We start from the raw sequence: 26,296 nt of genomic DNA, 5'->3' as shown, positions 1-26,296 counted from the left end.
CGGACTCGAGTGCTGCGTCCTCAGCGCGGCCAGCGCGATATCGGAGTCGGACTCGCGCGGCTGCCCCCCGCCCCGCCGCGCGCTCCTCCAGAAGTTGCGGTGACCGCTCGCGCTTCCCGCAACTTCTGGAGAGTCGGCGGCTCAGCGGGCCCCACTCCGCGGAAGTCGTCGTACTCGCGCCCCCAGTACGACGACTCCTGGAGAGTCGCCGCCCGCCGCTCCCTCCGCCCGCCCGCAACCTAGGCTGGACGGGTGCCTGAGACCATCGAGCGCCCCGACGAGCGGCTGCGCACCCGCTCCGCCGCGGACGTCCCGTGGATCGTGCTCGTCTGGGACGACCCGGTGAACCTCATGTCGTACGTGTCGTACGTCTTCCGCAGCTACTTCGGCTTCGGCCGGGCCGAGGCCGAGCGCCTCATGCTGCAGGTCCACACGGAGGGTCGCGCGGTCGTCGCGCAGGGCAATCGCGAGGAGATGGAGCGGCACGTGGAGGCGATGCACGGCTACGGCCTGTGGGCGACGCTGCAGAAGGCCGACGCATGAGCGCCGCCACCCTCGCCGCCGCGCCCCGCCGCAGCACCGCCGCCCGCCCGTCGAGAGGCCCCCGCTGATGCGCGCCTTCCGCCGCGACTCCTCCGGCGCCGCCGTCGCCCGCTTCGACCGCGAGGAGGCGGGGATCCTCCGCCACCTCGCCGGCGAGATGCTCGAGCTGCTCGATCGCAGCGTCGACGGCGATCTCGCCCGCACCGATCCCGCTCTCGCGCGCCTGCTCCCCGACGCCTATCGCGACGACGCCGAGGCCGCCGCCGAGTTCCGGCGCTTCACGGCCCCCGATCTCGCCGGTCGCAAGATGGACGACGCACGGTCCGTGACCGCCGCGCTCGACGCCGGGGACAGCTCCGGGCACGGACGCGTCTTCGCGAGCCTCGGCGAGATCTCGGTGCGTCTCGAGGAGCCGCAGGCGCTCTCGTGGATGCGCGCACTCACCGACATGCGCCTCGCGCTCGCCGCCCGCCTCGGCATCCTCGACTCCGACGACGGACTCGAGCCCGAGGACGACAACGCGGCCGCGATCCGGAGCGTCTACGACTGGCTCGGCGCCGTCCAGGACGGCCTGGTCCGCGCCGTCGACGTCTAGCCGTTCTAGGGAATCCACAGGTGTGGACAACCCTGTGGAGAACTGTGGACAACCGTGGGGAGAACTCCTCCACAGGGCCACTGGACCGCGGGAACACGGCGCAAGGGGATGTGGGGGCCTGTGGAAACGCGTAGCGTCCCGCCTGTGAACACACCGAGTGGTACCCAGGCCAAGCAGGCGGCCGACGACGCGCAGGACTCGACGGCGGTGCGCACCCTCGCCCGGTTCGGCTACGCCGCGAACGGCCTCGTGCACATCCTCATCGGCGTCATCGCCCTCCAGGTCGCGCGGGGCGGCGGAGGGTCGGCCGACCAGTCCGGCGCACTCGGTGCACTCTCCTCCTCACCCGGCGGAACCGTCGTGCTCTGGGTCTGCACCGTCGGCCTCTTCGGCCTCGCACTGTGGGGGATCCTCGAGGCGTTCCTCGTCGTCAAGGGCGACACCGAGCTGAAGAAGTGGGGCAGCAGGCTGAAGGAGGCGGCGAAGGCCGTCGTCTACGCCGCCCTCGGTGTGACCGCGCTGCGCTTCGCGATGGGCGACGGATCGAGCTCGTCCGAGTCGTCCAAGAGCGCGAGCGCGCAGCTGCTGTCGGCTCCGGGCGGAGTCGTCCTCCTGGTGCTCGTGGGCGTGATCGTCCTCGCGGTCGGCGGCGTCTTCGTCTACCGGGGCGTCAGCAAGAAGTTCCTCGAGAACGTCGCGGAGCCCGGTGGCACCGCCGGCACCGTCGTCACCTGGCTCGGCATCGTCGGCTACACCGCCAAGGGCATCGTGCTCGGCGCGCTCGGCGTGCTGCTGATCGTCGCCGCGGTGAAGCACGATCCGGAGCAGGCCGGCGGCCTCGACGAGGCGCTGAAGTCGCTGACGGAGCTGCCGTTCGGCGTGTTCCTGCTCGGTTTCGTCGCGATCGGCCTCGTCGCGTACGGCGTCTTCTGCTTCGCCCGGGCGCGCTGGCCGCGTCTCTGACCCGCGCCCTCCTGCCCGGAGCGATCGCTCCTACTCCGCAGCGCCCGCGGGCGCAACTGCTCACGCCGTCGTCGCCGCGGTGACACCCTGAGCCTGTGAGTGCAGGGACCGACGACGAGGTCGCGAGCGAGGTCTACTCGGTCGGGATCGTCGCCGCGCGCCTGCTCCGCTCCGCCGCCACCGGCGATCGCGCCGCGTTCGCCGCGCTCTTCGACCGCTTCGGCACCCTCTTCTCGGCGTCCGTCGCGGCCGTCCACTCCGACGCCGCGACCCGCGACCGCCTCTGCACGGAGGCGTTCGCCGAGGTCTGGCGCCGCTGCCCCGAGGGCGCCCGCTCCGAGACGCCCGTGCTCTGGCTGCTCGAGGTGCTCTGCGAGACCCTCGGCACCTCGCGGGCGCTCGCCCGGCGTCCGATGGGCACAGGTCTCCTCGCCCTGCCGTGCCCCGATCGGGAGCTGCTGCTCCTGGCGGTCGCCGGTCGCTACACGCAGCCCGAGATCGCGGCGCTGACCGGGGTCGGGGAGCCGGCGCTGCGGCGGATCCTGCGCGACGCGCTCACGTCGCTCCGGAGCGGCGCGGGCGACGGCCGGCTGACCGCGTGACCAGCGGACACCTTCGGGAATACCCCGCAGCGCGATAAAGTTGAGTCAGTCGAACTCAACTTTCGATCTTCACGGAGGACACCACAGATGCAGGCCGGTCGTACGCCCCAGCAGGACGAGCAGCAGTCCGCTCTCAAGGAGTACGGCGTCGACCTCACCGCGATCGCAGCAAGCGGCAAGCTCGATCCGGTGATCGGTCGCGACGCCGAGATCCGCCGCGTCAGCCAGGTGCTGACCCGGCGCACCAAGAACAACCCCGTGCTCATCGGCGAGCCCGGCGTCGGCAAGACGGCGGTCGTCGAGGGCCTCGCCCAGCGGATCGTCGCGGGCGACGTCGCCGACAGCCTCAAGGGCAAGCGGCTCGTCAGCCTCGACCTGTCCGCCCTCATCGCCGGCGCGAAGTACCGCGGTGAGTTCGAGGAGCGGCTGAAGGCAGTGCTGAAGGAGATCAACGACTCCGAGGGCCGCATCATCACGTTCATCGACGAGCTGCACACGCTCATGGGCGCCGGGGGCGGCGACGGCTCCGTCGCGGCCGCCAACATGCTCAAGCCCATGCTGGCGCGCGGTGAGCTGCGGATGATCGGCGCCACCACGCTCGACGAGTACCGCGAGTACATCGAGAAGGACGCCGCTCTCGAGCGCCGCTTCCAGCAGGTGTTCGTCGGCGAGCCGTCCGTCGAGGACACCGTCGCGATCCTCCGCGGCCTGAAGGAGCGCTACGAGGCGCACCACAAGGTCGCGATCGCCGACTCCGCCCTGGTCGCCGCCGCTTCGCTCTCGAACCGCTACATCACCGCGCGCCAGCTGCCCGACAAGGCCATCGACCTGATCGACGAGGCCGCGTCGCGGCTGCGGATGGAGATCGACTCCGCTCCCGTCGAGATCGACGAGCTGCGCCGCTCCGTCGACCGGCTGAAGCTCGAGGAGCTGGCGCTGAAGAAGGAGAAGGACGAGGCCTCCAAGGCCCGCCTCGAGAAGCTGCGCGAGGACCTCGCGCGCCGCGGCGCCCAGCTCGACGAGCTGCAGCAGCGCTGGGAGCGCGAGCGCGCCTCCCTCAACCGCGTCGGCGATCTGAAGAACAAGCTCGACGCCCTGCGGATCGAGGCCGAGCGCGCCCAGCGCGAGGGTCGCCTCGAGCGCGCCTCGCGCCTCCTCTACGGCGACATCCCCGTGATCGAGCGCGATCTCGCGGCCGCCGAGGAGGAGGAGGAGCCCGCCGAGGGCCGCATGGTCAACGAGCAGGTCACCGCCGACGACATCGCCGCGGTGATCGCGGCGTGGACGGGCATCCCCGTCGGCCGGCTGATGCAGGGCGAGACCGAGAAGCTGCTCCACCTCGAGCGCGAGCTGCACCGCCGCCTGATCGGGCAGGAGCAGGCCGTCTCGGCCGTCGCGGACGCGGTGCGCCGCACGCGCGCCGGCATATCGGACCCCGACCGCCCGACGGGCTCGTTCCTGTTCCTCGGCCCGACCGGCGTCGGCAAGACGGAGCTCGCGAAGGCGCTCGCCGACCACCTGTTCGACGACGAGAAGGCGCTGGTGCGCATCGACATGTCCGAGTACGGCGAGAAGTTCGCCGTCTCGCGCCTGGTCGGCGCCCCTCCCGGCTACATCGGCTACGAGCAGGGCGGCCAGCTGACGGAGGCGGTGCGCCGGCGCCCCTACTCGGTGGTGCTGCTCGACGAGATCGAGAAGGCGCACCCCGAGGTGTTCGACGTGCTGCTGCAGGTGCTCGACGACGGCCGGCTGACCGACGGTCAGGGCCGCACGGTCGACTTCCGCAACACGATCCTGATCCTGACCTCGAACCTCGGCTCGCAGTTCCTCGTCGACCCGACGCTCTCGAACGAGCAGAAGGACGAGGCGGTGCAGCAGATGGTGCGCCAGGCCTTCAAGCCCGAGTTCGTGAACCGCCTCGACGACATCGTGATCTTCCGCACGCTGGATGAGACCGAGCTGGGCGAGATCGTGTCGCTGTACGTCGACCGGCTGTCGCGTCGCCTGACGGAGCGACGGCTCGACCTGGCCGTGACGCCCCGCGCCCGCGGATGGCTGGCCGAGCGCGGCTACGACCCGCTGTACGGCGCACGCCCGCTGCGCCGACTGATGCAGCACGAGATCGACGACCAGCTGGCGACCTCGCTGCTCGACGGATCGATCCGCGACGGCGACGTGGTGCTGGTCGATGTGTCTGACGACGGCGACGGCCTCGTGGTCAGCGCCGGGCTGCCGACGGCGGCGTAGCCCGCAGTCTCCGCCGCGCTCCTCCAGAAGTTGCGGTAATGGCTCACGCTTCCCGCAACTTCTGCGGAACCGGCGGAGGCGCGGGAAGTGCAGCTCGGCGCGCTCCTCCAGAAGTTGCGGTGAAGGCTCGCGCTTCCCGCAACTTCTGCGGAACCGGCGGCCGCGGTGAGGCGCAGCCCGTGCAGCGTCCTCCCCAGGGGCGACCTCCCGCCGGGTCGTCCACAGTCCCGGACTGCGCGCACCAGCGGCACACCGCCGCACGGGTACCGTCGCCGCCATGTCCCTCCCTCCGCCGGCTCCGCGCATGGCCGACCTCGCGCCCGAGCAGCGCCCGCGCGAGCGGCTGCGCGCTCACGGCCCGGCGGCGCTGACCGACGCCGAGACCCTGGCGGTGCTGATCGGCAACGGCGTCCGCGGCGCCAACGCCACCGTCGTCGCCCAGCAGCTGCTCGCCCGGTTCGGCGGCATCGACGCGGTCGCGCGGGCCGGAGTCGTCGACCTCGCCCGCCAGCGCGGCATCGGCGAGGTCGCGGCGTGCCGCATCGTCGCGTCCTTCGAGCTGCGACGGCGGATGAACCGCGCGCACCGGGCGCCGCGCGTCACCACTCCCGCCGAGCTCGCCGCTCTCGTGAGCCCCCTGCTGAGCGCGCGGCCCGACGAGACCGTGCTCGCCGTCGCGCTCGACGCCTCCGGAGCGGTGCGCGACGTCCTCGCCCTGGCCGACGGAGGCGCCTCCCACGCCGATCTCCCCGTGCCCGCGGTCCTGGCCGAGGTCCTCGCCCGCGGAGCCGCCGGCGTCGCACTCGCGCACAGCCACTCCGGCGACGCGACCGTGCTCCCCTCCGACCGTGCCGCCACCCGCGCGCTCGCCGACGGGGCGAGGGCGTGCGGCCTCGGGTTCCTGGCGCACGTGATCGTCGGGCGCGACGGCTGGGCGGAGGCGCCGCCGTGACGAGCGGGGCGGCCGCGGTCTCCGCGCCTCACGTCCGCGCCCCGTCTCCTCTGCGCCCCGTCTCCTCCGTGCCCCGTTCCGCACGCCCGTGCAAGCCCCCGCCCCGCGCTGCCTCCCGCGCGCACCCCGGCGTACCGTGGAAACGACCCCACCCCCTCTCGAGCAGGAGATCCCTCATGCGAGCAACACTCATCCACGGCGAGCGCGACATCCGACTCGAGGAGGTCCCCGAGCCGACCCTGTCGACCGGGCGCGACGCGATCGTGCGCGTCACCGCGGCCTGCGTGTGCGGCTCCGACCTCTGGCCCTACCGCGGCGTCACGCCGACGAAGGAGGCGCACCGCATCGGGCACGAGTTCGTCGGAGTCATCGAGTCGGTCGGCGACGACGTGCGCGACATCTCCGTCGGCGACTTCGTGATCGCTCCGTTCTACGTCTGCGACGGCACGTGCGCCAACTGCGCCAACGGCGTCTCGACGTCGTGCCTCACCGGCGGCTGGTGGGGAGCGGAGGTGGGCGAGGAGGGCTTCGCCGACGGCGCCCAGGGCGAGAAGGTGCGCGTGCCGCTGGCCGACGGCACCCTCTTCCGCGTCGGCACCGATCCCGACCCGAAGCTCATCCCCAGCCTCCTGACGCTCGCCGACGTCATGGGCACCGGTCACCACGCCGCCGTCTCGGCCGGCGTGACCGCGGGCTCGACCGTGGCGGTCGTCGGCGACGGCGCGGTCGGCCTGTGCGCCGTGCTCGCCGCGAAGCGCCTGGGCGCCACCACGATCATCGCGATGTCGCGCCACGAGTCCCGTCAGGCGCTCGCCACCCGCTTCGGCGCCACGCACATCGTCGAGACGCGCGGAGACGAGGGTGTCGCCCGCGTGAAGGAGCTCACCGGCGGCATCGGCGCCGACTGCGTCCTCGAGTGCGTCGGCACCAAGGAGTCGATGCAGCAGGCGCTCGACTCGGCCCGCCCCGGCGGGATGGTCGGCTATGTCGGCGTGCCCAACGGCGGTCCGGAGCTGCCCGTGCGCCAGATGTTCGGCTCGAACGTCGGCGTGAACGGCGGAGTCGCGCCCGTCCGCGGCTACATGGAGGAGCTCCTCCCCGACGTGCTCAGCGGAGCGATCGAGCCCGGCCTGGTCTTCGACCTCGAGCTCCCGCTCGACGAGATCGCGGAGGCGTACGCCGCGATGGATGAGCGCCGCGCGATCAAGACGCTGGTCCGCCCGTAGTGGGGGAGAGGGGCGTCCGCCGAGGCGCGGGGAGTACCCTCCCGCGCATGACCGCGTCAGCCCGCACCGCCGCGACGGCATCCCTCTTCCACCCGGATCTCGCGCTCGGCCGCTGGATCCCGCCCGTCTCCCTCGGCCCGCGCCTGCTCAGCCTCGCCACCCGGCGCGAGGCCGTGGGCGGGGAGGCGCCCGCCGACCTCCTCGTCGAGGACATCGAGATCCCCGGTGCCGACGGCGCACCCCCGATCCGCGCGCGCAGCTACCGCCCCCGCATCCTCCGCGGGACCGCCCCCGCCCTCCTGTGGGTGCACGGCGGAGGGATGGTGCTCGGCAGCCGTTTCCAGGACGAGGCGTCGAACATCGCCTTCGCCCGCACCCTCGGCATCACCGTCCTCTCGGTCGAGTACCGCCTCTCGCCCGCGCATCCCGCTCCCGCCGCCCTCGAGGACGTGCTGGCCGCGTTCCACTGGCTCGTCGAGCACGCCGACGAGCGCGGCGTCGATCCCCACCGCATCGCGATCGGTGGAGCCAGCGCCGGCGGAGGCCTCGCCGCGGGCGCGACCCTGCTCGCCCACGATCGCGGCGGGGCGCAGCCGGCGTTCCAGCTGCTCGTCTACCCGATGCTCGACGACCGCACCGTGACCCGCCCCGGCCCCACTCCTCCGGGCGTCCGCGTCTGGACTCCCGGCAGCAACCGCTTCGGCTGGACCTCCTACCTCGGCACCGAGCCCGGCGGCGCGGACGTCTCGCCGTACGCCGCACCCGCCCGCCGCGACGACCTCACGGGACTCCCGCCCGCCTGGATCGGCGTCGGCACCCTCGACCTCTTCCATGACGAGGACCTCCGCTACTCCGAGCGCCTGCGTGCGGCCGGCGTGCCCTGCGAGCTCGAGATCGTGCAGGGCGCGTTCCACGGGTTCGACGCCCTGTTCCGCCGCACCGGAGTCGCGAAGCGCTTCTGGGCCGCCCAGGCCGCGGCCCTCGGCGCCGCCCTCACTCCGTAACGAGAGCGTGCCGCGCGGGTAATCCGCCCGAAACAGCAGGGGCCTAGGTTCGTTCACGACCCGGCTTCGGCCGGGTCTTCCTTCCCGCACTTCTGCTACAAGGTCGCGTAATCCGGACCGAATCGGACCCGGCGGCCCGCCCCTCCTCCGCACGACCCTCGCCCTGCGCCCACTTCCGCTACAAAGTAGCAAAAAGCGCCCGGACCCCAGGAGCCTCCATGAAGCGCACCGCCCCGTCCTCCCGACTCGCCCTGCTCGGCGGAGTCGTCGCCGTCACGGCACTCGCCCTCACCGGTTGCGGCCGCTCGGCCGACACCGGCACCGCCGCCGCCGCCACCACGGTCGACAACTCCGCCGCCACCGGCACCGTCACCCTCTGGGCCCCCGACGGCGACGCCACCCAGCTCGACGCGGTCCTCGCCGACTACACGGCCGAGAACCCCGACCTCGACCTCGAGATCACGCTCGTCCCCTCCGACGAGTACAACACCAAGCTGCAGACCGCCGTCGCCGCGGGCACCGCCCCCGACATCGCGTTCCTCTACACGGAGGCGCAGGCGCAGTTCCTCGCGTCCGACGCCTTCGCGCCCGTGCCCGACGGCCTCGTCGACTCCGACAGCTTCTTCGCCGGGTCGTGGGAGGCGGGCGAGCGCGACGGCACGACCTACTCCGTGCCCTGGTACGCGTACACCCGCGTGCTCATCTACCGCTCCGACTTCGCGGAGGCCGGGGGCGTGAGCGCCCCGACGACCTGGGACGAGACGATCCCGTTCTTCGAGGGCCTCGAGGCCGGCGGCGCCGAGAGCGGATTCGGCGCCGACGTCGGCTGGGACACCTACAACGGGCAGACCCTCGCGACCTTCGCGCACCAGGCCGGCGCCGAGCTCCTCAGCGACGACGGCTCGGAGTGGACGCTCGACACCCCCGAGATGCTCGCCGCGGCCGAGTACACCACCTCCGTCTTCGCCGACGGCATCTCCTCGCCCGACACCCCGCAGTTCCTCGACGCGCAGCCGTACCTCGTGTCGGGGAAGACCGGATCGATGATCAGCGGCCCCTGGGTCGTCGCGACCCTCGACACCACAGCCGAGGAGGAGGGCTGGACCGACGCGCACATCGGCACCGCCGTGCTCCCCGCCGGTCCCGACAACGACTCCGGTCAGCTCGCCGGCGGCAGCTGGGGCGTGACCGCCTCCTCCGACAACGCCGCCTCGGCCTGGAAGGTCGTGCGCGCCACGACCGAGCAGGACACGCAGATCGCGCAGTACGAGGCCGCCGGCAGCATGCCCGCCGTGGTCGACGCCTGGCAGGACCCGGCGATCGCCGACCAGCCGCTGCTGGACGCGTTCTTCGAGCAGCTGCAGAACGTGCAGCCGCTGCCCGCCGTCACCACCTGGACCCAGGTGTCGACCCTGCTCGGCCAGGAGATGGAGAAGGTCGCCCGCGGCAGCGAGTCGGCCGCGGACGCGCTCGCGGCCGTCCAGCGCCAGGCCGACTCGATCGGCACGGAGTGACCGCGTGGCTCTGACCGCCCTCGCCGGCCGGTCCGCGGTGGGAGCGGTGCGCGAGCGCCGCTCCCGCCACGGCCGCCACTCCGGCATCGCCTGGCTCTTCCTCGCGCCGTTCGCCGTGATCTTCGTGGTGTTCACGGCGATCCCGGTGCTCGCCTCCGTCGGCATGAGCCTCACCGACATCCGCGGCGCCGATCTGCAGCAGCCGTTCGGCGTCGACTTCACCGGCCTCGAGAACTACGCGGTGCTGCTGGGCGACGCGGCGTTCCTCCGCTCGGTGCTCAACACCCTCTACTTCGTCGTGATCGGGGTGCCGCTGACGATGATGGTGGGCTTCGTGCTCGCCCTGGCGCTCAACTCCGGCATCCGGCGGCTGCGCGGCGTGTTCCGGGCGCTCTTCTACGCCCCCGTCGTCACCAACATCGTCTCGGTGGCGCTGATCTGGCAGTACGCGTTCAACCAGGACGGCACGGTCAACGAGGTCCTCGGAGCGATCGGGTTCGCCGGCCCGAACTGGCTCGGCGACGAGCAGCTCGCCATGCCCGTCGTGATCCTGCTGGGCGTCTGGCGCAACTTCGGCACCGCGATGCTCCTGTTCCTCGCGGGCCTCCAGTCGGTGCCCGAGGACGTGCACGAGGCGGCCTCGCTCGACGGGGCGTCCCCGTGGCGCCGCCTGATCTCGATCACCGTGCCGCTGCTGATGCCCACGACGCTGCTCATCTCGGTGCTGCTGTCGGTCTTCTTCCTCCAGGTCTTCGACGAGCCGTACCTGCTCACGGGCGGCGGCCCGGTCGGCTCCACGGAGTCGATGGCGCTGTACACCTACCGCCAGTTCGGCTTCGGGAACATCGGCGTCTCGTCGGCCGCGTCCTTCCTCCTCCTGCTCATCGTCGCGCTCGTCAGCGCGCTGCAGTTCCGTCTGCTGAGGTCCCGCTCATGACCACCACCGCCACCCGTCCGCCCGTCGCGCCGCCGGCCACCGCACCGCGCCCGCCGGCCCGCGAGACCACCACGCGCGCGATCGCCGAGCGCCGGCGGCACCTGGTGCTCTACCCGGTGCTCGCCGTCCTCGCGGCGATCACGCTGCTGCCCTTCGTCTGGGTCTTCTCGGGGTCGCTCCGCACGACCGCCGACATCAGCGCGAACCCCGGCGCGTGGCTCCCGTCGGCGGTGACCCTCGAGAACTTCGGCCGCCTGTTCGCGCAGGCGGGCTTCACCGGCTACCTCGCGAACAGCCTGATCGTCGCCGGAGTCGTGGTGGCCGGCAACGTGGTCGCCGCGGCCGCCGCCGGCTACGCGCTCGCCAAGCTCGACTTCGCGGGCAAGCGGTTCGCGATGGTCGCGGTGCTGATCTCGCTGATGATGCCCTTCTCGGCGGTCTTCGTGCCGCAGTTCGTCGTCACGGTGCGCCTGGGGCTGGTGAACACCCTCGCGGGCATCGCGCTGCCCTCGCTCGTGCTGCCGATCTCGATCTTCATCGTGCGGCAGTTCGCCGAGAGCATCCCGGAGGAGCTCCTCGAGGCCGCGCGGATCGACGGCGCGAGCGAGCTGCGGATCTTCGCCCAGGTGTTCCTGCCGCTGGCGGGCCCCGCACTCGCGACGGTCGTGATCATGTCGTTCCTCGCCGCATGGAACAACTTCATCTGGCCGCTGCTCGTGGCGCAGGACACCTCGACCTACACGCTCCCGGTCGGTCTCGCCGCGACGCAGCAGGCGGCGCAGAACGTCACCGACTACGGACTCGTCCTGGCCGGGGCCGTCGTCGTGATGCTGCCGGTGCTGGTGCTCTTCCTGCTCCTGCAGCGCTACTTCGTGCAGGGTATCGTCGCGACGGGGATGAAGTGAGGGGAGCCGCGGGCGTGGAGATCGTGGTCGAGGCCGCCTGCGGAGCCGTGCCGCTCCTCCCCGTGGAGTTCGCCGCATGAGGGCCGGCGCCGACCCGAGCACCCTCCGCCGCCTCAACTCCGGAGTCGTGCTGCGCGCGCTCGCCGAGCACGACGAGCCGGTGACGATGGCGGTGCTCGTGCGCGAGGTCGCCCTCTCGCGCCGCACCGTCGAGCTGATCCTCTCGAGCCTCTGCAACGAGGGCTGGGTCGACGAGACCGCGCCGGATCCGGCGCACGCCGACGTGGGTCGCCCGCCGCGCACGTTCCGCTTCCGCGCCGACCGGGCGCTGGTCGCGGCGGTCCGCATCGACACGGACTTCGCCTCGGCGGTCGTCTCCGACATCCGCGGCCGGATCCTCGGCCGGGCGATGCTCGCCCTGCGCGATTACCACGATCCCGCGACCGCGGTCGAGGACGCCGTCCTCGCGGTCGAGGCGGCCGTGACGGAGTCGGGACTGCCGCGCGAGCGGATCCGCGCCGGCGCCATCGCCGCCGGTGGCGCGATCGACGAGGCCGGCGTCGTCAGCCGGCTCGTCAACTCCGAGCGGTGGAACGGCTTCGGACTGGCCGACGCCGTGTCGGCCCGGCTCGGCGTGCCGGTCTACGCCGACAACGACGCGAACCTGGCGGCGCTCGCCGAGCGCTGGCGGGGAGTCTCGGCCGAGGCCGCCACTTCGGCCTGGTGCATCTTCGGCAACCGCACCGGCATCGGCCTGGTGATCAACGGCTCCGTGCACCGCGGCTTCCGCGGAGCGGCGGGCGAGGTGGTCGAGGCCGGCGCCATGGGGGCGAGCCGGATGGAGGACACTCCGTTCGGCCGCCTGACCTCGCCCCGGCACGACGAGCGGGAGGACGCCCTCGCGGCCGTCGCCGCCGCGCGGGCGGGCGATCCCGACGCGCTGCGCGAGCTCGACGCCTTCGCCGCGCACCTCGCCGAGCTGCTGTCGACCCTCGCGTGGACGGTGTCGCCCGACCTGTTCGTCCTGGGCGGCGGGCTGGAGGACGCCGAAGATCTGCTCCTCCCGCGCGTCTCCGAGGCGATGCGGCGGCTGCGCACCCTCGACGTCTCCGTCCGCTCGACCGCCCTGGGCGCCGACGCACCGCTGATCGGCGCCGTGAAGTCCGTGCTCGACCGCATGGACCTCGCGTTCTTCGGTCCGACCCTCGCCGCGGTGGCCGACCGGCCGCACGCCGTCTGAGAACCCTTCCCCCTCATCCGCGCCCGCCGGCGCGCACGACAGGAGCACCATGCCCGAGACCACCACCCCCGTCGACGTCCTCATCGTCGGCAGCGGCATCATGGGGGCCGCCCTCGCCCGGGGGCTGCGCGACGCCGACCCCTCCGTCCGCCTCCTGATGATCGACGGCGGCCCGGCCGTCGGCTCCGTCCCGGGGCTCCACCTGCACGACAGCGAGGAGCCCGAGATCTGGAGCCGCTACAACCAGCGCGTCGCGACCGGGGTGCAGGGCATGTACACCGGCGCGGACGTCACTCCGGACATCACCGACGAGCTGCGCTCGGTCGCGCCGGGCATGTACAACCTCTCGGCGATGGGCGAGGACGCCGCCGCGATGCCCGCCTCCGCCGTGTCGTGGAACGTCGGCGGCATGGGCGTGCACTGGACCGCGGCGACGCCGTGGCCGGCCGGCGAGGAGGTCTTCGACGGCGGGGACCCCGTGCAGTGGGAGCAGGACCTCGCCCGCGCGCGGCAGCTGCTCGACGTGCAGGAGTCGCCGCTCGGCCCGACCGTGCCGGGCCGCGTGGTCCTGGACGTGCTCGAGGACGCCTTCGGCGCAGTCAGCGCCGAGGGACGCCACCCGCAGCCGATGCCGATGGCCGTTGCCGGGAATCCGACCGGCACCCTGCTCCGCACCGGCCCGAGCCGGATCTTCCCGCCGATCGCGCACGGCGGCGACGAGGCGTTCGAGCTGCGCGCGGGCACCCTCGCGATCGCGATCCGCCGCGACGGCGACCGCGTGATCGGAGCGCGGGTGCGCGAGACGGCCACCGGCCGCGAGGACGACATCGACGCGCGCACCGTCATCGTCTGCGCCGACGTGGTCCGCACCCCGCAGCTCCTGTTCGCCTCGGGCATCCGCCCCGCTGCGCTGGGCCGGTTCCTCAACGAGCACGCCTTCGTCACCGGCCGGGTCGTGATGGACCTCGAGCGCTTCGGGCTGACTCCGGACGATCTGCCGCGCCTGCGCGACGGCGAGTTCGCGACCGACTCGCTCTGGCTGCCGCAGAACGGCGACGCGCAGCCGTTCCACGGCCAGATCATGAACACCGTCTTCGTCGACGAGGAGCACCGGCCGTTCGCGTACTCCGTCGGGCTGTCGTTCTACACGCCCGTCGAGTCGCGGCCCGAGAACCGGCTCGTGTTCTCGGAGGAGGAGACCGACGTGACCGGCCTGCCCCGCCTCCGGGTCGAGTTCGAGTACAGCGATCGCGACCGCGAGCTGATCGCGGCGGCCCAGGATCGGATCCGGGAGATCGCCGAGCGCTTCGGGTCGTTCGATCCGGCGACGGAGTGCGCGGTGCTCGCTCCGGGATCGTCGCTCCACCTCACCGGCACCGTCCGCTCGGGCGCCGCGGACGACGGCACCAGCGTGTGCGACGAGTCCGGCCGCGTCCGGGGCGTCGAGGGCCTCTACCTCGCCGGCAACGGAGTGATCCCCACCCCCGTGGTCTGCAATGCCACGCTGACGGGGACGGTCACGGCCGTCCGCGCCACGCGCGCGGTGCTCGCCGAGCTCGCGGCCGCCCGCGTCTGACCCCCCTACCCACCCCCGTCCCCAGGAGGACCCGTGAAGATCGACCAGCTCGCCACCCGCTACGAGATCGCCCTGCCCGCATGGATCGAGGACGCCGTCCGCGACGTCCCCGACGTGCTCCCCGAGCGCGAGGACCGCATGGCGCTCGTGCACGCCCTCGCCGACCGCAACTTCCGCGAGGGGAACGGCGGCCCGTTCGCCGCGATCGTCGTCGAGCGCGACTCCGGCCGCCTCGTCTCGGTCGGCGTGAACGTGGTCCTCGCGAGCGGAGTCTCCTCCGGGCACGCCGAGGTCACCGCCCTCGGCCTCGCGCAGACCGCGATCGGCGGCTGGGACCTCGGCGGCGGGGGGCAGCCGGCCCACGAGCTGGTCGTCAACTGGCGCCCGTGCGTGCAGTGCTACGGAGCGACGCTGTGGTCGGGCGTGCGCCGTCTCGTGGTCGCGGGGTCGGGCCCCGAGCTCGAGGAGATCACCACCTTCGACGAGGGCCCCATGCGCGAGGACTGGGCGGCGGCCTTCGAGGCGCGCGGCATCGAGGTCGTCGACGGAGTGCTCCGCGACGAGGCCCTCGCCGTGTTCCACGCCTACCGCGCCCACGTCGACGAGGGCTCCGTCCTCGTCTACAACGCCCGCGCCGCCGACTGACCCCTCCTCGCGCCCGTCGCGAGACCGAACCACCCCGACCAGGAAAGAGGACCGCCGTGCTCCGCCGCTCCCAGTTCGCGCTCAACGCCATCCAGTGGATCAACGTGAAGGCGGATCCGTCCGACCCGTCGAGCGAATCGCTCTGGCGCTTCGCCGATCCGCACTTCCGCTCCGAGTACCCCGACGTTCTCCGCGAGATCCGCGAGGCCGGCTTCGAGGCGACCATGCTCGAGGTCCTCTCGACGCAGACCCTGCAGGACTACGCCCGGATGATCGAGGACTCGGGCCTCGCGCTCGCTCCCGGCTACGCCTCCGTCGCCCTGCCGGAGGACACCGGCCGGGCGTTCGCCCGAGGCTCGGCCGAGTGGATCCACTGGTTCGACGGAGTGCGGAGGAAGGCCGAGGAGTCCAACTACGTCGGACTCGACACGGTCTTCCTGGCACCCGAGGTGACCTTCGAGCCCGGCGTCGTCCGCACCCGCGAGGCGGTGGCCGTGGGAGCCGTCTTCGACGAGGGCCGGCTGGATCGCGTCATCGAGATCCTGGGCGAGGCGGCGGAGGTGCTGCGCGCGGAGGGAGTGCGCGCGGGCCTGCACAACCACGTCGGCACGTGGGTCGAGACCGGGCACGAGATCGACCGCGTCCTCGGCGCGATCGACGCCGATCTGCTCGGCGCCTCCTTCGACATCGGCCACCTCGTCTGGGCGGGCATCGACCCGGTCGCGACGGTGCGGCGCTACTCCGACCGCCTGGTCGATCTGCACGTGAAGGACCTCGACCTGGGGATCGCGGAGTCGAGCCGGGCGGTGCCGACCGCCTACGACCGCGCGACCGACGCCGGGCTGTTCCTCGAGCCGGGACTCGGCGGCATCGACCTCGACGGGGTGCTCGCCGCGCTGCCCGAGGACTTCGGCGGCTGGATCATCGTCGAGGTCGACCGGGCGAGCATGCCGCCGGCCGAGAGCGCGAAGGTCAGCGGCGCCTGGCTCGATCGGGTCACGACCGCCTGAACGAGCGAGCCGCCCCCGATCGGTCGGGGGCGGCTCGGGTGTCAGCCGTTGCCGGGCGTGTACGTCCCGGAGGCGCGCCACCAGTCGTCGAACATCGAGAGCGGCACCTGCCGCTTGTGCTCGGTGGCGGCGTACCGCGCCTCGATCGCCTCGGCGACGGCGGGATCGACGTCCCCGCCCTCGAGGTACTCGTCGAGGTCGGCGTAGACGAGTCCCAGGTTCGACTCGTCGGTCTGCCCGGGGTTCTCGTCGAGGAGATCGGCCGTCGGCGCCTTCTCGTAGAGGCGCGCGGGGGCGTCGAGGTGCTCGAGGAGGGAGCGGCCCTGGCGCTTGGTGAGCCCGGTCAGCGGCAGGACGTCGGCTCCACCGTCGCCGAACTTCGTGAAGAAGCCGGTCACGGCCTCGGCCGCGTGGTCGGTGCCGACGACGAGCATCCCGGCCTGCCCGGCGATCGCGTACTGCGCGATCATGCGGGCGCGCGCCTTGACGTTGCCCTTGACGAAGTCCGAGATCGGCTCGCCGACCGCGTCCCCGAACGCCGCGGCGATGCCGTCGACGCCCTGGTGGATGTCGAAGGTCACCTGCCGGTCCGGGCGGATGAACGACAGCGCGAGCTGCGCGTCCTCCTCGTCGGCCTGGACGCGGTACGGCAGGCGCACCGCGATGAAGGAGGCGTCGCCTCCGCCCGCGCGCACCTGCTCGACCGCGAGCTGGCAGAGCCGGCCGGCCAGGCTCGAGTCCTGGCCGCCGCTGATGCCGAGCACGAGGCCCTTCGCGCCGGTGTGGCGGAGGTAGTCGGCGAGGAAGCCGACCCGCCGTTCGACCTCGGCGGCCGGATCGACGGTGGGGGAGACGTGGAGCTCGGAGATGATTCGCTGCTGGACGTCGCGCATTCCTCCACGCTACTCCCGATGCCCTGGAGCCACGCCGGTCCGCTCCTGCTGACCCTGCACGCGGGCCGGTGGCATGCGAGTGCAGTTGCCGCGCTCGGCGGTCGGGCGCCTCGGTGGTCGTCCGCACTTCTGTCGCCGCACAATGACATCTCTCACATGTCGTCGGTTGCCGACATACGCGAAAATGTCTACGATCGTGGACAAGCGCCCCTCTGTCAGCGATGATGGACATCCGACCCCGCGAGGTCGCCGGGAGCGATCGGGGCGTGCCGACCGCGGCGATGCGCCTCGGCGGAAGGGAAGGTCGACTCATGACACGAATTCGCACTGCCGAGGACGTGGGCGCGATCATCCGAGCACGGAGAAGACGGCTAGGACTCACGCAACAGGATCTGGCTCTGAGGGCTCGAGTCTCGCGGCAACTGATCGTGGCACTCGAGCACGGTAAGGAGCGAGCAGCTCTGAGCTCGCTGCTCCGGGTCCTCTTGGAGCTCGACCTGGACGTCGATCTCTCCCCGGGTGGTGCGGGATCCACGGACTCGGAGGAGGAGCCTGCCCTCGACCTGTCGCAATACCTCTCCAGCTTCGTCGCGAAGAAGACGCCGTGAGCCGTCAGCTGATCGTCTTCATCGGCGGGGTGCGGGCAGGAGTCCTGAAGTGCGAGGTCCGCTCCTCTCGATTCACTTACGACGAGGCGTACCAGGCGCGTCGAGCACCGACACCACTGTCCCTCTCTCTGCCGGTGGGTCCGCGGACGTATCCCCCTTCTCTCGTCGATCCGTTCCTGTGGGGTCTCCTCCCCGACAACCCCGACACGCTCCGTCGTTGGGCGCTGCTCGCCGAGCCCCATGCCGACGAGCACAATCCGTTCACTCTGCTCGAGCACTACGGGCTCGACTGTGCGGGCGCTGTCCAGTTCGTCGCGCCGGGCGACGAAGCGATTCTCGATCGCCCGGGCGACTTCTCCCCCGTCAGCGATGAGGACATCGCACGCCAAATCCGGGCGATGAACGCCGATCCGAGCACATGGACGTTCGATGAGCACGATGGACGATTCAGTCTGGGAGGTGCGCAAGCGAAGTTCGGCCTGCTCCGGCAGCGCGGTCACTGGGTTCTTCCGACCGGTGCTGTGCCGTCGACGCACATCCTCAAGCCGGGGATACCGTCCTACAGGGCGAGTGCGCTCAACGAGCACGTGTGCCTGGAACTCGCGCATCGACTCGGACTGATCGCCGCACGTTCGCAGATCGGACGATTCGAGGGGGAGATCGCCGTCATCGTCGAGAGGTATGACCGCTATCGACCAGGTGACCATGCGCGCACGGAGGGGACTCCAGAGCCTTCGGTCGTCCGAATCCATCAGGAGGACTTCTGTCAGGCGCTCTCGGTCATGCCATCGCAGAAGTACGAGGACGACGGAGGACCGGGGCTGCCCCGCATGGTGGCTCTCCTTCGACGACACCTTCCCAGGGATCTCGCGAGCAGCAGCATCGAGAGGCTCCTGCTCGCAGTCGCGTTCAACTGGCTCGTCGCCGCGCCGGACGCGCACGCGAAGAACTACTCCATCCTCCTCGCCCGCGGACAGGTGGCTCTCGCGCCTCTCTACGACATCGCCAGCCTCACGCCCTACTCGAACTACCGCGCATCGACGATGCGTCTCGCGCAGAAGGTGGCCGGGGAGTACAGAGTCGCCGAGATCGGTGCCGCCCACTGGCGCCAGGAGGCTCACGACCACGGACTCGATCCCGACGACTTCGCGACTCGGGTGGAGGAGCTCGTCGTGGCGGCTCCGCGTCACATCGAGGAGATCTGCACCGATCGGCGTCTTCTGTCCATCGATCCAGATTTCGTGGCGACGCTTCGCGCGGGGTTGCAGAATCGCGTCGCCAGCGCCAGCTCCTCTCTCCGCTGAGGCCCCGGGGCGTCGGAACTCCTCCTCGACCTTCGCTGGAGGCTCGGCCCTCAGCTCCGGGCCGCGACGATCCGCGCGATCCGCTCCGGCACCGTGTCGTCCTGCAGGCTCGTCACATCGCCCAGCGCCCGCCCGTCGCGGATGTCGCCCAGCAGGCGCCGCATGATCTTGCCCGAGCGGGTCTTCGGCAGGTCCGGCACGAGGACCACGTCGCGCGGCTTCGCGATGGGCCCGATCGCCGTCGCGACGTGGTCGCGCAGCACGCTCGAGAGCGTCGCGGCCAGCTCGTTCCAGTACGCGGGGTCGTCCTGCGCCCGGTCGACCGACTCGTCCGAGGGGATCACGAAGGCCGCGATGGCCTGCCCGGTCGTCGCGTCCTCGACTCCGACCACGCCGGCCTCGCCGACGGCCGGATGAGCCACGAGCGCCGACTCGATCTCGATCGTCGACAGCCGGTGCCCGGAGACGTTGATCACGTCGTCCACGCGCCCGAGGACCCAGATGTCGCCGTCGGCGTCGTACTTCGCACCGTCGCCCGAGAAGAAGTAGCCCTGCTCGGCGAAGCGCGCCCAGTAGGAGTCGCGGTACCGCTCCGGGTTCCCCCAGACCGTGCGCGCGAGGGCCGGCCCGGTGCGGTCGACGACGAGGTAGCCGCCCGAGCCGTTCGCCACCCGCTGCCCCGCGTCGTCGACGACGAGCGTCGTGAGCCCGGGCAGCGCGCCGAGCGAGGATCCGGGCTTGAGCGTCGAGACGCCGGGCAGCGGGCACATCACGGCCGCCCCGGTCTCGGACTGCCACCACGTGTCGACGATCGGGCAGCGTCCGCCGCCGATCCGCTCGTGGAACCACACCCACGCCTCGGGGTTGATCGACTCGCCGACCGTGCCGAGCAGCCGCAGGCTCGACAGGTCGTACTGCGCCGGCACCCCGTCGGGGAACCAGGTCATCAGCGTGCGGATCAGCGTGGGAGCCGTGTAGTAGACCGTCACTCCGTAGCGCTCGATGATCTCGAAGTGCCGTGCCGTGTGCGGGGTGTTCGGCGTGCCCTCGTAGATCACCTGGGTGAGCCCGTTCGAGAGCGGGCCGTAGATCTCGTAGGTGTGCGCCGTCACCCACGCCAGGTCGGCCGTGCACCAGTGCACGTCGTCGGGCTTCGCGTCGAAGAGGGCCCAGTGCGTCCAGGACGCCTGCGTCAGGTAGCCGCCGCTGGTGTGCACGAGCCCCTTGGGCTTCCCGGTGGTGCCCGAGGTGTAGATGATGAACAGCGGGGTCTCGGAGTCGAAGGCCTCGGCCTCGTGGACGTCGCTCGCCCTGTCGACGACGTCGTGCCACCAGACGTCGCGGCCCGGGGTCCAGGGCAGGTCGGGGGTCTCGTCGCCGGTGCGGCGGACGACCAGCACGTGCTCGATCGACTCGACGCCCGCGACGGCGTGGTCGGCGTTCGCCTTGACGGGGACGGCCGCCCCGCGCCGGAACTGGCCGTCGGTGGTGACGAGCAGCTTCGCTCCGGTGTCCTCGACGCGGAACCGGACCGCCTCGGCCGAGAAGCCGCCGAAGACGAGCGAGTGGATCGCTCCGATGCGCGCGATCGCGAGCGTGATCACGACGGTCTCGGGGATCACCGGAAGGTAGACGACGACGCGGTCGCCCTTCCCGATGCCCAGCGCCGTCAGGGCGTTCGCCGCCTTCGACACCTCGCGCTGCAGATCGGAGTAGGTCAGCGTGCGGCGGTCGCCGCGCTCGCCCTCGAAGTGCAGGGCGGCCTTGTCGCCGCGCCCGGCGTCGACGTGCCGGTCGACGCAGTTCACCGCGACGTTCAGTCGCCCGCCCTCGAACCAGGTGGCCCGGGGCACGGAGAGGGTGCCGTCGGCCTGCGGCAGCGCGGGCTCCCAGGTGTGCGCGGTCGTCCACGGCTCGGCCCAGTCGAGGCGCCGGGCCGCCTCCTCCCAGAAGGCGACGGGATCAACGGCCGCCCGCTCGTACTCGTCGGTGCCCACGTTGGCCTGCGCGGCGAAGGCCTCGGGGGCGGGGAAGCGGCGGTGCTCCTCGAGGAGGTTCGCGATCGTGTCCGTCATGGCGACGTCCTTTCAGGAGGGGGAGGGGGCGTCCCGGGAGGAAGGGCGGGTCACGCCCACTTGGCCACGGCGTAGCGCTGGAACACGCCCACCACCGCGTCGGTGAGCTTGCCGAGCACCGCGAGCAGGATGATCGCGAGGAACACGCGGTCGATCCGCCCGTTGTTCTGGCTGTCGATGAGGCGGAAGCCCAGGCCCATCGACGAGGCGATGAGCTCGGAGGCGACCAGGAACAGCCAGGACTGGGCGAGCGCGAGCCGGAGCCCCGCGATGACCGCCGGGACCACGGCCGGCAGCTGCACCGTCGTGAAGAGGCGAACGCCCGTCAGCCCGAACGCCCGGCCGGCCTCGACGAGGTGGCGGTCGACGTGGCCGAGTGCCGTGGCGACCGTGGTGAACACGGGGAAGAACGCGCCGATCGTGATCAGCGTGATCTTCGACTCCTCGCCGATGCCGAGCCAGAGCAGCAGCAGCGGCACCCAGGCGAGCGAGGGGACCGCGCGGATCGCGCCGAGCGTCGGGCCGAGCACGACCTCCCAGACCCGCGAGAGACCGAAGAGCGCGCCGATGACGAGTCCGAGCACTGATCCGATCGCGAAGCCGATCAGCACGCGCTGGGTCGAGATCGCCACGTCCTGGCCGAGGTCGCCGCGCTGGGCGAGATCGATCCCGGCCGCCCAGACCATCGTGGGGGAGGGGAACACGGCCAGCGAGACCAGACCCGTCGTGGTGACGAGCTGCCACGCGAGCAGGAGCACGACCGGGACGAGCGCCCCGCCGGCCACGACGAACCAGCGCTTCGACGTCAGCGGGCGCGCGTGCGCGGCGGAGTCGTCGCGGAGCCGCTTCTGCGACGCTTCGACGCTCGGCCCCGCGATCGCGGCGCCGACGGCGCCCGGCGCCTGCACCATCCCGGTGCTGCGCCGGATCAGGTCGGCGTCGGTCGTCTCGTCGTCTCGGGTCGCCATGTCGTCTCCTCGGGAGCGGTCGCGGGTCGGCGTGCGGGAGCGGTCAGTCGCCGATCGCGTCGGGGTCGGCGGCCTTCGCATAGGTGTCGTCGAGCAGCGTGTCGAGCGCCTCGTCGACCTGATCCTGCGAGGCGACGTCGCCGTTCTCGACGAAGATCGGGCCGATCACCGAGAGCACGTCGGTCTGCGCGGATCCGGGCACGTTGTCGACGTCGAGGTTGCTGCGCTCGGTGATCACCGTGGTCGCGACCGCGACGTCGAGACCGGCGACGGAGGCGAGGATGCTCGCGGTCTCCTCCTGGTTCTCGAGCGCCCAGGCGCGGGCGTGCTCGTAGGCGTTCACGACGGTCTGCGCGAGGTCGGGCTTCTCGGCGAGGAAGCTCTCGGTGGCGTTGAGGAGGCCGTAGGAGTTGAAGTCGACGTTGCGGTAGAGCAGCGTCGCCCCGGCGGCCTCGGCGCCCGCCATGATCGGGTCGAGACCGGCCCACGCGTCGACCGAGCCGTTCTGCAGGGCGGCCCAGCCGTCGGCGTGCTGCAGGTTCTGCACGGTGACGTCGTCGATCCCGAGCCCGGCGGCCTCGAGGGCCTGCACGAGGAAGAAGTAGGGGTCGGTGCCCTTGGTCGCGGCGATCTGCTTGCCCGCGAGCTGCTCGACGCTCGTGATGCTCGAGCCGGCGGGGACGACGAGGGCCGACCACTCCGGCTGCGAGAAGATGTCGATCGTCTTGATGGGCGAGCCGTTGGACCGGGCGAGGAGGGCGGCGGAGCCGGCGGTCGAGCCGACGTCGATCGCCCCGGCGCGCAGCGCCTCGTTCGCCTTGTTGGACCCGGCGGACTGCACCCAGGCGACGGTGACCTGCTGCTCGGCGAGGGCGGCCTCGAGCCAGCCCTTCTCCTTGATGACCAGGCTCAGCGGGTTGTAGGTCGCGAAGTCGAGCGTGAGAGTGCCGCCCTGCGTGACCGCACCCTCGGCGGAGTCGGCGGTGGCGGCCGCGGCGCCGCCGGAGCCCTCGCCCTGGACGCAGCCCGCGAGCAGCGGCACGGCGGCGGCGGTGAGCAGGCCGGCGAGGGCGGTGCGGCGCGTGAGCGCTGTGGTGGTGAACGACATGGTGGCCTCTGCTTCGGTGCGGTTCCGGGGGTGGAACGAGTGTGGGGGAGGGGAGTCGGGGTGAGTGCGGGGACGGGAGGATCGGGGGAGGAGCAGACGGATCCGAGCCTGGGGAGGAGTCAGTGCCGCTCGATGCCGAGCCCGGCGAGCAGCTCGGCGCGTCGCTCCGCCAGCTCTGCCGACCCGCGATCGCGGGGACGCGCGCCCGGAACCCGCAGGATCTGCTGGATCCGCGAGACGCCTCCGGGCTCGTCGCGGCCGAGGAGCACGATGCGGTCGGCCAGCTGCAGGGCCTCGTCGACGTCGTGCGTGACCAGCAGGATCGTCGCCGGGGCGGCCGCGTGCACGTCGAGCAGGAGGTCCTGCATCCGGATGCGGGTGAGCGCGTCGAGCGCGCCGAACGGCTCGTCGAGCAGCAGGACACCGGGGTTCCGGGCGAGCGCCCGGGCGAGCGAGGCGCGCTGGGCCATGCCGCCCGACACCTCGCGCGGGCGGGCGGAGGCGTGCGCGGTCAGCCCGACCAGCGCCAGCAGCTCCTCCACGGCGTGCCGCGCGGCCGTGCGCGCGGTGCCCCGCGGCAGCCCGAGCGCCACGTTCGCCGCGATCGTGCGCCACGGCAGCAGGCGCGGCTCCTGGAACGCGACGGCGCAGCGCGTGTCGATGCCCGACACGGGACGACCGTCGATCAGCACGGAGCCCGCCGACGCCGTGTCGAGCCCCGCCGCGATGCGCAGCAGCGTCGACTTGCCGCAGCCGCTCGGGCCGAGGATCGCGATGACCTCGCCGGCGGCCACCTCGAGATCGACGTCCTCGAGCACGGGCGACCCGGGCGAGAACGTGCGGCCCACTCCCTCGAAGCGCACCGGGAACGCCGACTGACCGAGGTCGGCGTCGAAGGCCAGGCTCGTGCGGGTGGGCGTGTCGGTCATGGGGCTCCGGGGCGGCGGGGCGGGCGGGCGGACCGTCCCGATCGTACGGACGGCGGCCCATTCATCCGATTCCGTGATGAAACGCGGAGTAACAGAGCGATCGGAGTGACGCCCCGCGTCGGCAGCGCCCGCCGCCCGCTCCTCCTCCCGCCCCCGCAGAGCACACCCGCAGCCCCCCGCCGCAGTCCCCGACCCCGCCCCCGGGACGCAGAACGGCCCGGCCCGCGGAGAACCGCGGACCGGGCCGAGCAGTGCGGCGCCTACGCGCTGACGAGCACGAGCTCCTCGAGGGGCAGGCGGGTGCGCGGGGCGACCTCGCGCTCGCGCAGCACGTCGTTCGCGAGCGACTCCGGGTCGCCGACGACGCCGATCGCGGCGACGGTCACGGGGTCGAAGCGCTCGTCGATCGCGAACTCCTCGCGGAGCCCGTCCTTCTCGAATCCGGCCATCTGGTGCACGTGGAGTCCGTCGTGGTGGGCCTGGATGCTGAGGTGAGCGACCGCCTGGCCGAGGTCGTAGACGGCCCAGGGGCGGGGCTTGCCGTCGGCGTCGACGGTCTCGGCGAGGGCGACGACGAGCGCCGCGGCCGAGCCGGCCCAGGCGGCGTTGAAGCCGACGAGGTTCTTCGCCACGCGGTCGAACTCCGACGTGCCGCGGCGGGCCACGATGAAGCGCCAGGGCTGCGAGTTGCTGGCGGAGGGGGACCAGCGCGCGGCCTCGAGCAGCGAGGCGAGGGTCTCGTCCGAGATCGCGGCCGTCGTGTCGAAGGCGCGCGGGCTCCAGCGCTCGGCGAGCACGTCGAGGATCGGCGCGCTGGTGGTGGCGGTGCGGGACGCGGTGGCGAGGGCCATGGTGGAGCTTCTTTCCGGGAGTGTGCGGATCGGGGAGGGCTCCGTTGCCCGCGTGGTGCAACCCTTCCGCACCCGCCCGCATTCCCGCCCGTCCGCCGCCGCGGACCGTCCCTCCACAGCCCTACCAGGTCCGTTCGCCCAGGGAGGACCCCCGGGGTCCGCGGCTGGGGAACGGTACGCTCGTAGACGGCGTGGTTCCCCGCGCACCACTCATGACTCTGATGGAGGATCATCCATGGCCCAGCACTTCGACGTCGTCGTCCTGGGGGCGGGCCCCGGCGGATACGTGGCTGCGATCCGAGCGGCGCAGCTCGGCAAGTCCGTCGCCATCGTCGAGAAGCAGTACTGGGGCGGTGTCTGCCTCAACGTCGGCTGCATCCCGTCGAAGGCGCTGCTGCGCAACGCCGAGCTCGCCCACATCTTCCACTCCCAGGCCAAGCAGTTCGGCATCTCGGGCGACGTCTCGTTCGACTTCGGCGCGGCGTTCGACCGCAGCCGCACGGTCGCCGACGGACGCACCAAGGGCGTCCACTTCCTGATGAAGAAGAACAAGATCACCGAGTTCGACGGCACCGGCTCCTTCACCGGCCCGCAGGGCCTCGACGTGCAGCTGACCAAGGGCGGCTCGGAGTCGCTGACCTTCGACGACGCGATCATCGCGACCGGCGCGAGCGTTCGCCTGCTCCCCGGCGTCGAGCTCTCCGAGAACGTCGTCACCTACGAGACGCAGATCATGACGCGCGACCTGCCCGACACGATGGCCATCGTGGGCGCCGGCGCGATCGGCATGGAGTTCGCCTACGTCCTGAAGAACTACGGCGTCGACGTCACGATCATCGAGTTCATGGACCGCGCTCTCCCCAACGAGGACCCGGACGTCTCCAAGGAGATCCAGAAGCAGTACAAGAAGCTGGGCGTCGAGATCCTCACCTCGACCAAGGTCGAGTCGGTCGTCGACAAGGACGGCTACGTCACCGTGACCTACACCGCGAAGGACGGCACGCAGTCGACCCTCGAGGTCGACAAGGTCCTGATGTCGATCGGCTGGGTCCCCCGCGTCGAGGGCTTCGGCCTCGAGAACACGGGCGTCGAGCTGACCGAGCGCGGAGCGATCGCGATCGACGACAACATGCGCACCAACGTGCCGCACATCTACGCCATCGGCGATGTGACCGCGAAGCTGCAGCTCGCGCACGTGGCCGAGGCGCAGGGCGTCGTCGCCGCCGAGACCCTCGCCGGTGCCGAGACCCAGACCCTGGGCGACTACCGGATGATGCCGCGCGCGACGTTCTGCCAGCCGCAGATCGCCTCCTTCGGCCTCACCGAGAAGCAGGCGACCGACGAGGGCCACGAGATCACCGTCTCGACCTTCCCGTTCATGGCGAACGGCAAGGCGCACGGCCTCGGCGAGCCGACCGGCTTCGTCAAGCTGATCGCGAGCAAGCAGTACGGCGAGCTCCTCGGCGCGCACATGATCGGCCCGGACGTCTCCGAGCTGCTCCCCGAGCTCACGCTCGCGCAGAAGTGGGACCTCACCGCGACCGAGCTGGCGCGCAACGTGCACACCCACCCGACGCTGTCCGAGGCGCTCCAGGAGGGCT

General features: G+C 72.0%; 24 protein-coding genes. 18 read left to right on the top strand and 6 right to left on the bottom strand.

From position 1 onward, the window contains the following. The first annotated feature begins 252 nt into the window (after positions 1-252). The 15 genes from clpS (at position 253) to ASF46_RS17005 (ending at position 15,959) form a co-directional block, all read left to right on the top strand. Positions 253-543 (top strand): ATP-dependent Clp protease adapter ClpS, encoded by a 291-nt coding sequence (gene clpS, locus ASF46_RS17075; RefSeq protein WP_056868751.1) that lies wholly within the window; start codon positions 253-255, stop codon positions 541-543. A 67-nt stretch (positions 544-610) separates the two neighbouring features. Next, positions 611-1,138, top strand: a complete 528-nt coding sequence (locus tag ASF46_RS17070) for a DUF2017 domain-containing protein (RefSeq protein WP_056868750.1) — start codon at positions 611-613, stop codon at positions 1,136-1,138. Between the two features lie 144 nt (positions 1,139-1,282). Further along, a complete protein-coding gene (locus ASF46_RS17065; RefSeq protein ID WP_056868749.1) occupies positions 1,283-2,101 on the top strand; it encodes a DUF1206 domain-containing protein in 819 nt (272 codons plus the stop codon). 95 nt (positions 2,102-2,196) lie between these two features. Beyond that, complete coding sequence (locus ASF46_RS17060) at positions 2,197-2,703, top strand: RNA polymerase sigma factor (protein WP_056868748.1); 507 nt, start codon at positions 2,197-2,199, stop codon at positions 2,701-2,703. An 87-nt stretch (positions 2,704-2,790) separates the two neighbouring features. After that, complete coding sequence (locus ASF46_RS17055) at positions 2,791-4,950, top strand: ATP-dependent Clp protease ATP-binding subunit (RefSeq protein ID WP_082485635.1); 2,160 nt, start codon at positions 2,791-2,793, stop codon at positions 4,948-4,950. Between the two features lie 277 nt (positions 4,951-5,227). Continuing rightward, positions 5,228-5,902 (top strand): JAB domain-containing protein, encoded by a 675-nt coding sequence (locus ASF46_RS17050; RefSeq protein WP_056868747.1) that lies wholly within the window; start codon positions 5,228-5,230, stop codon positions 5,900-5,902. A gap of 176 nt (positions 5,903-6,078) precedes the next feature. Beyond that, entirely contained in the window at positions 6,079-7,128 is a 1,050-nt protein-coding gene (locus ASF46_RS17045; protein WP_056868746.1) for a zinc-dependent alcohol dehydrogenase family protein, read from the top strand. A 47-nt stretch (positions 7,129-7,175) separates the two neighbouring features. Continuing rightward, positions 7,176-8,132, top strand: coding sequence for an alpha/beta hydrolase (locus ASF46_RS17040; RefSeq protein ID WP_056868745.1), 957 nt, complete (start codon positions 7,176-7,178; stop codon positions 8,130-8,132). A 218-nt stretch (positions 8,133-8,350) separates the two neighbouring features. Continuing rightward, a complete protein-coding gene (locus ASF46_RS17035; protein WP_056868744.1) occupies positions 8,351-9,646 on the top strand; it encodes an extracellular solute-binding protein in 1,296 nt (431 codons plus the stop codon). Positions 9,647-9,650: 4 nt separating this feature from the next. After that, a complete protein-coding gene (locus ASF46_RS17030; RefSeq protein ID WP_056868743.1) occupies positions 9,651-10,583 on the top strand; it encodes a carbohydrate ABC transporter permease in 933 nt (310 codons plus the stop codon). Further along, positions 10,580-11,488 (top strand): carbohydrate ABC transporter permease, encoded by a 909-nt coding sequence (locus ASF46_RS17025; RefSeq protein ID WP_082485634.1) that lies wholly within the window; start codon positions 10,580-10,582, stop codon positions 11,486-11,488. The genes ASF46_RS17030 and ASF46_RS17025 overlap by 4 nt, the downstream gene beginning before the upstream one ends. 76 nt (positions 11,489-11,564) lie before the next feature. Beyond that, positions 11,565-12,728, top strand: coding sequence for an ROK family protein (locus ASF46_RS17020; RefSeq protein WP_056868742.1), 1,164 nt, complete (start codon positions 11,565-11,567; stop codon positions 12,726-12,728). A gap of 49 nt (positions 12,729-12,777) precedes the next feature. Continuing rightward, positions 12,778-14,304, top strand: coding sequence for a GMC oxidoreductase (locus tag ASF46_RS17015; RefSeq protein ID WP_056868741.1), 1,527 nt, complete (start codon positions 12,778-12,780; stop codon positions 14,302-14,304). Between the two features lie 33 nt (positions 14,305-14,337). Next, complete coding sequence (locus tag ASF46_RS17010) at positions 14,338-14,949, top strand: hypothetical protein (RefSeq protein ID WP_200919758.1); 612 nt, start codon at positions 14,338-14,340, stop codon at positions 14,947-14,949. 56 nt (positions 14,950-15,005) lie between these two features. Next, positions 15,006-15,959: a sugar phosphate isomerase/epimerase family protein gene (locus tag ASF46_RS17005; protein ID WP_056868740.1), complete on the top strand. Its 954-nt coding sequence runs from the start codon at positions 15,006-15,008 to the stop codon at positions 15,957-15,959. Between the two features lie 41 nt (positions 15,960-16,000). Here ASF46_RS17005 and nadE read toward each other — a convergent pair whose 3' ends face one another. Further along, positions 16,001-16,852 (bottom strand): ammonia-dependent NAD(+) synthetase, encoded by an 852-nt coding sequence (gene nadE / locus ASF46_RS17000; protein ID WP_056868739.1) that lies wholly within the window; start codon positions 16,850-16,852, stop codon positions 16,001-16,003. 221 nt (positions 16,853-17,073) lie between these two features. Here nadE and ASF46_RS16995 point away from each other — a divergent pair, with 221 nt between their 5' ends. Both ASF46_RS16995 and ASF46_RS16990 read left to right on the top strand, forming a co-directional pair. Next, complete coding sequence (locus ASF46_RS16995; RefSeq protein WP_235577007.1) at positions 17,074-17,460, top strand: helix-turn-helix domain-containing protein; 387 nt, start codon at positions 17,074-17,076, stop codon at positions 17,458-17,460. Next, positions 17,457-18,764 (top strand): type II toxin-antitoxin system HipA family toxin, encoded by a 1,308-nt coding sequence (locus ASF46_RS16990; protein WP_056868738.1) that lies wholly within the window; start codon positions 17,457-17,459, stop codon positions 18,762-18,764. The genes ASF46_RS16995 and ASF46_RS16990 overlap by 4 nt, the downstream gene beginning before the upstream one ends. Before the next feature lie 50 nt (positions 18,765-18,814). On the opposite strand, the gene acs is transcribed toward ASF46_RS16990, so the two are convergent. The 5 genes from acs to ASF46_RS16965 all read right to left on the bottom strand — a co-directional run bounded on the left by acs (position 18,815) and on the right by ASF46_RS16965 (position 24,695). Next, positions 18,815-20,839, bottom strand: a complete 2,025-nt coding sequence (gene acs, locus ASF46_RS16985) for an acetate--CoA ligase (protein ID WP_056868737.1) — start codon at positions 20,837-20,839, stop codon at positions 18,815-18,817. Positions 20,840-20,889: 50 nt separating this feature from the next. Beyond that, positions 20,890-21,807: an ABC transporter permease gene (locus tag ASF46_RS16980; protein WP_235577006.1), complete on the bottom strand. Its 918-nt coding sequence runs from the start codon at positions 21,805-21,807 to the stop codon at positions 20,890-20,892. A 43-nt stretch (positions 21,808-21,850) separates the two neighbouring features. Beyond that, positions 21,851-22,915, bottom strand: a complete 1,065-nt coding sequence (locus ASF46_RS16975; protein WP_056868736.1) for an aliphatic sulfonate ABC transporter substrate-binding protein — start codon at positions 22,913-22,915, stop codon at positions 21,851-21,853. 119 nt (positions 22,916-23,034) lie between these two features. Further along, positions 23,035-23,844 (bottom strand): ABC transporter ATP-binding protein, encoded by an 810-nt coding sequence (locus tag ASF46_RS16970; RefSeq protein WP_056868735.1) that lies wholly within the window; start codon positions 23,842-23,844, stop codon positions 23,035-23,037. A 260-nt stretch (positions 23,845-24,104) separates the two neighbouring features. Next, positions 24,105-24,695 carry a nitroreductase family protein gene (locus ASF46_RS16965; protein ID WP_056868734.1) on the bottom strand — a complete coding sequence of 197 codons (591 nt, stop codon included), beginning with the start codon at positions 24,693-24,695 and terminating at the stop codon, positions 24,105-24,107. A gap of 235 nt (positions 24,696-24,930) precedes the next feature. Between ASF46_RS16965 and lpdA the strand changes: the two genes are divergently transcribed. Further along, on the top strand, positions 24,931-26,296 hold a 1,366-nt coding region (gene lpdA / locus ASF46_RS16960), incomplete at its 3' end, for a dihydrolipoyl dehydrogenase (protein ID WP_082485633.1).

This window comes from Rathayibacter sp. Leaf296 (assembly GCF_001423045.1).
Classification (GTDB): Bacteria; Actinomycetota; Actinomycetes; order Actinomycetales; family Microbacteriaceae; genus Rathayibacter; species Rathayibacter caricis.
Note: the sequence above shows the minus strand (reverse complement) of the source record. Positions and strands in the feature narration are given on the sequence as shown.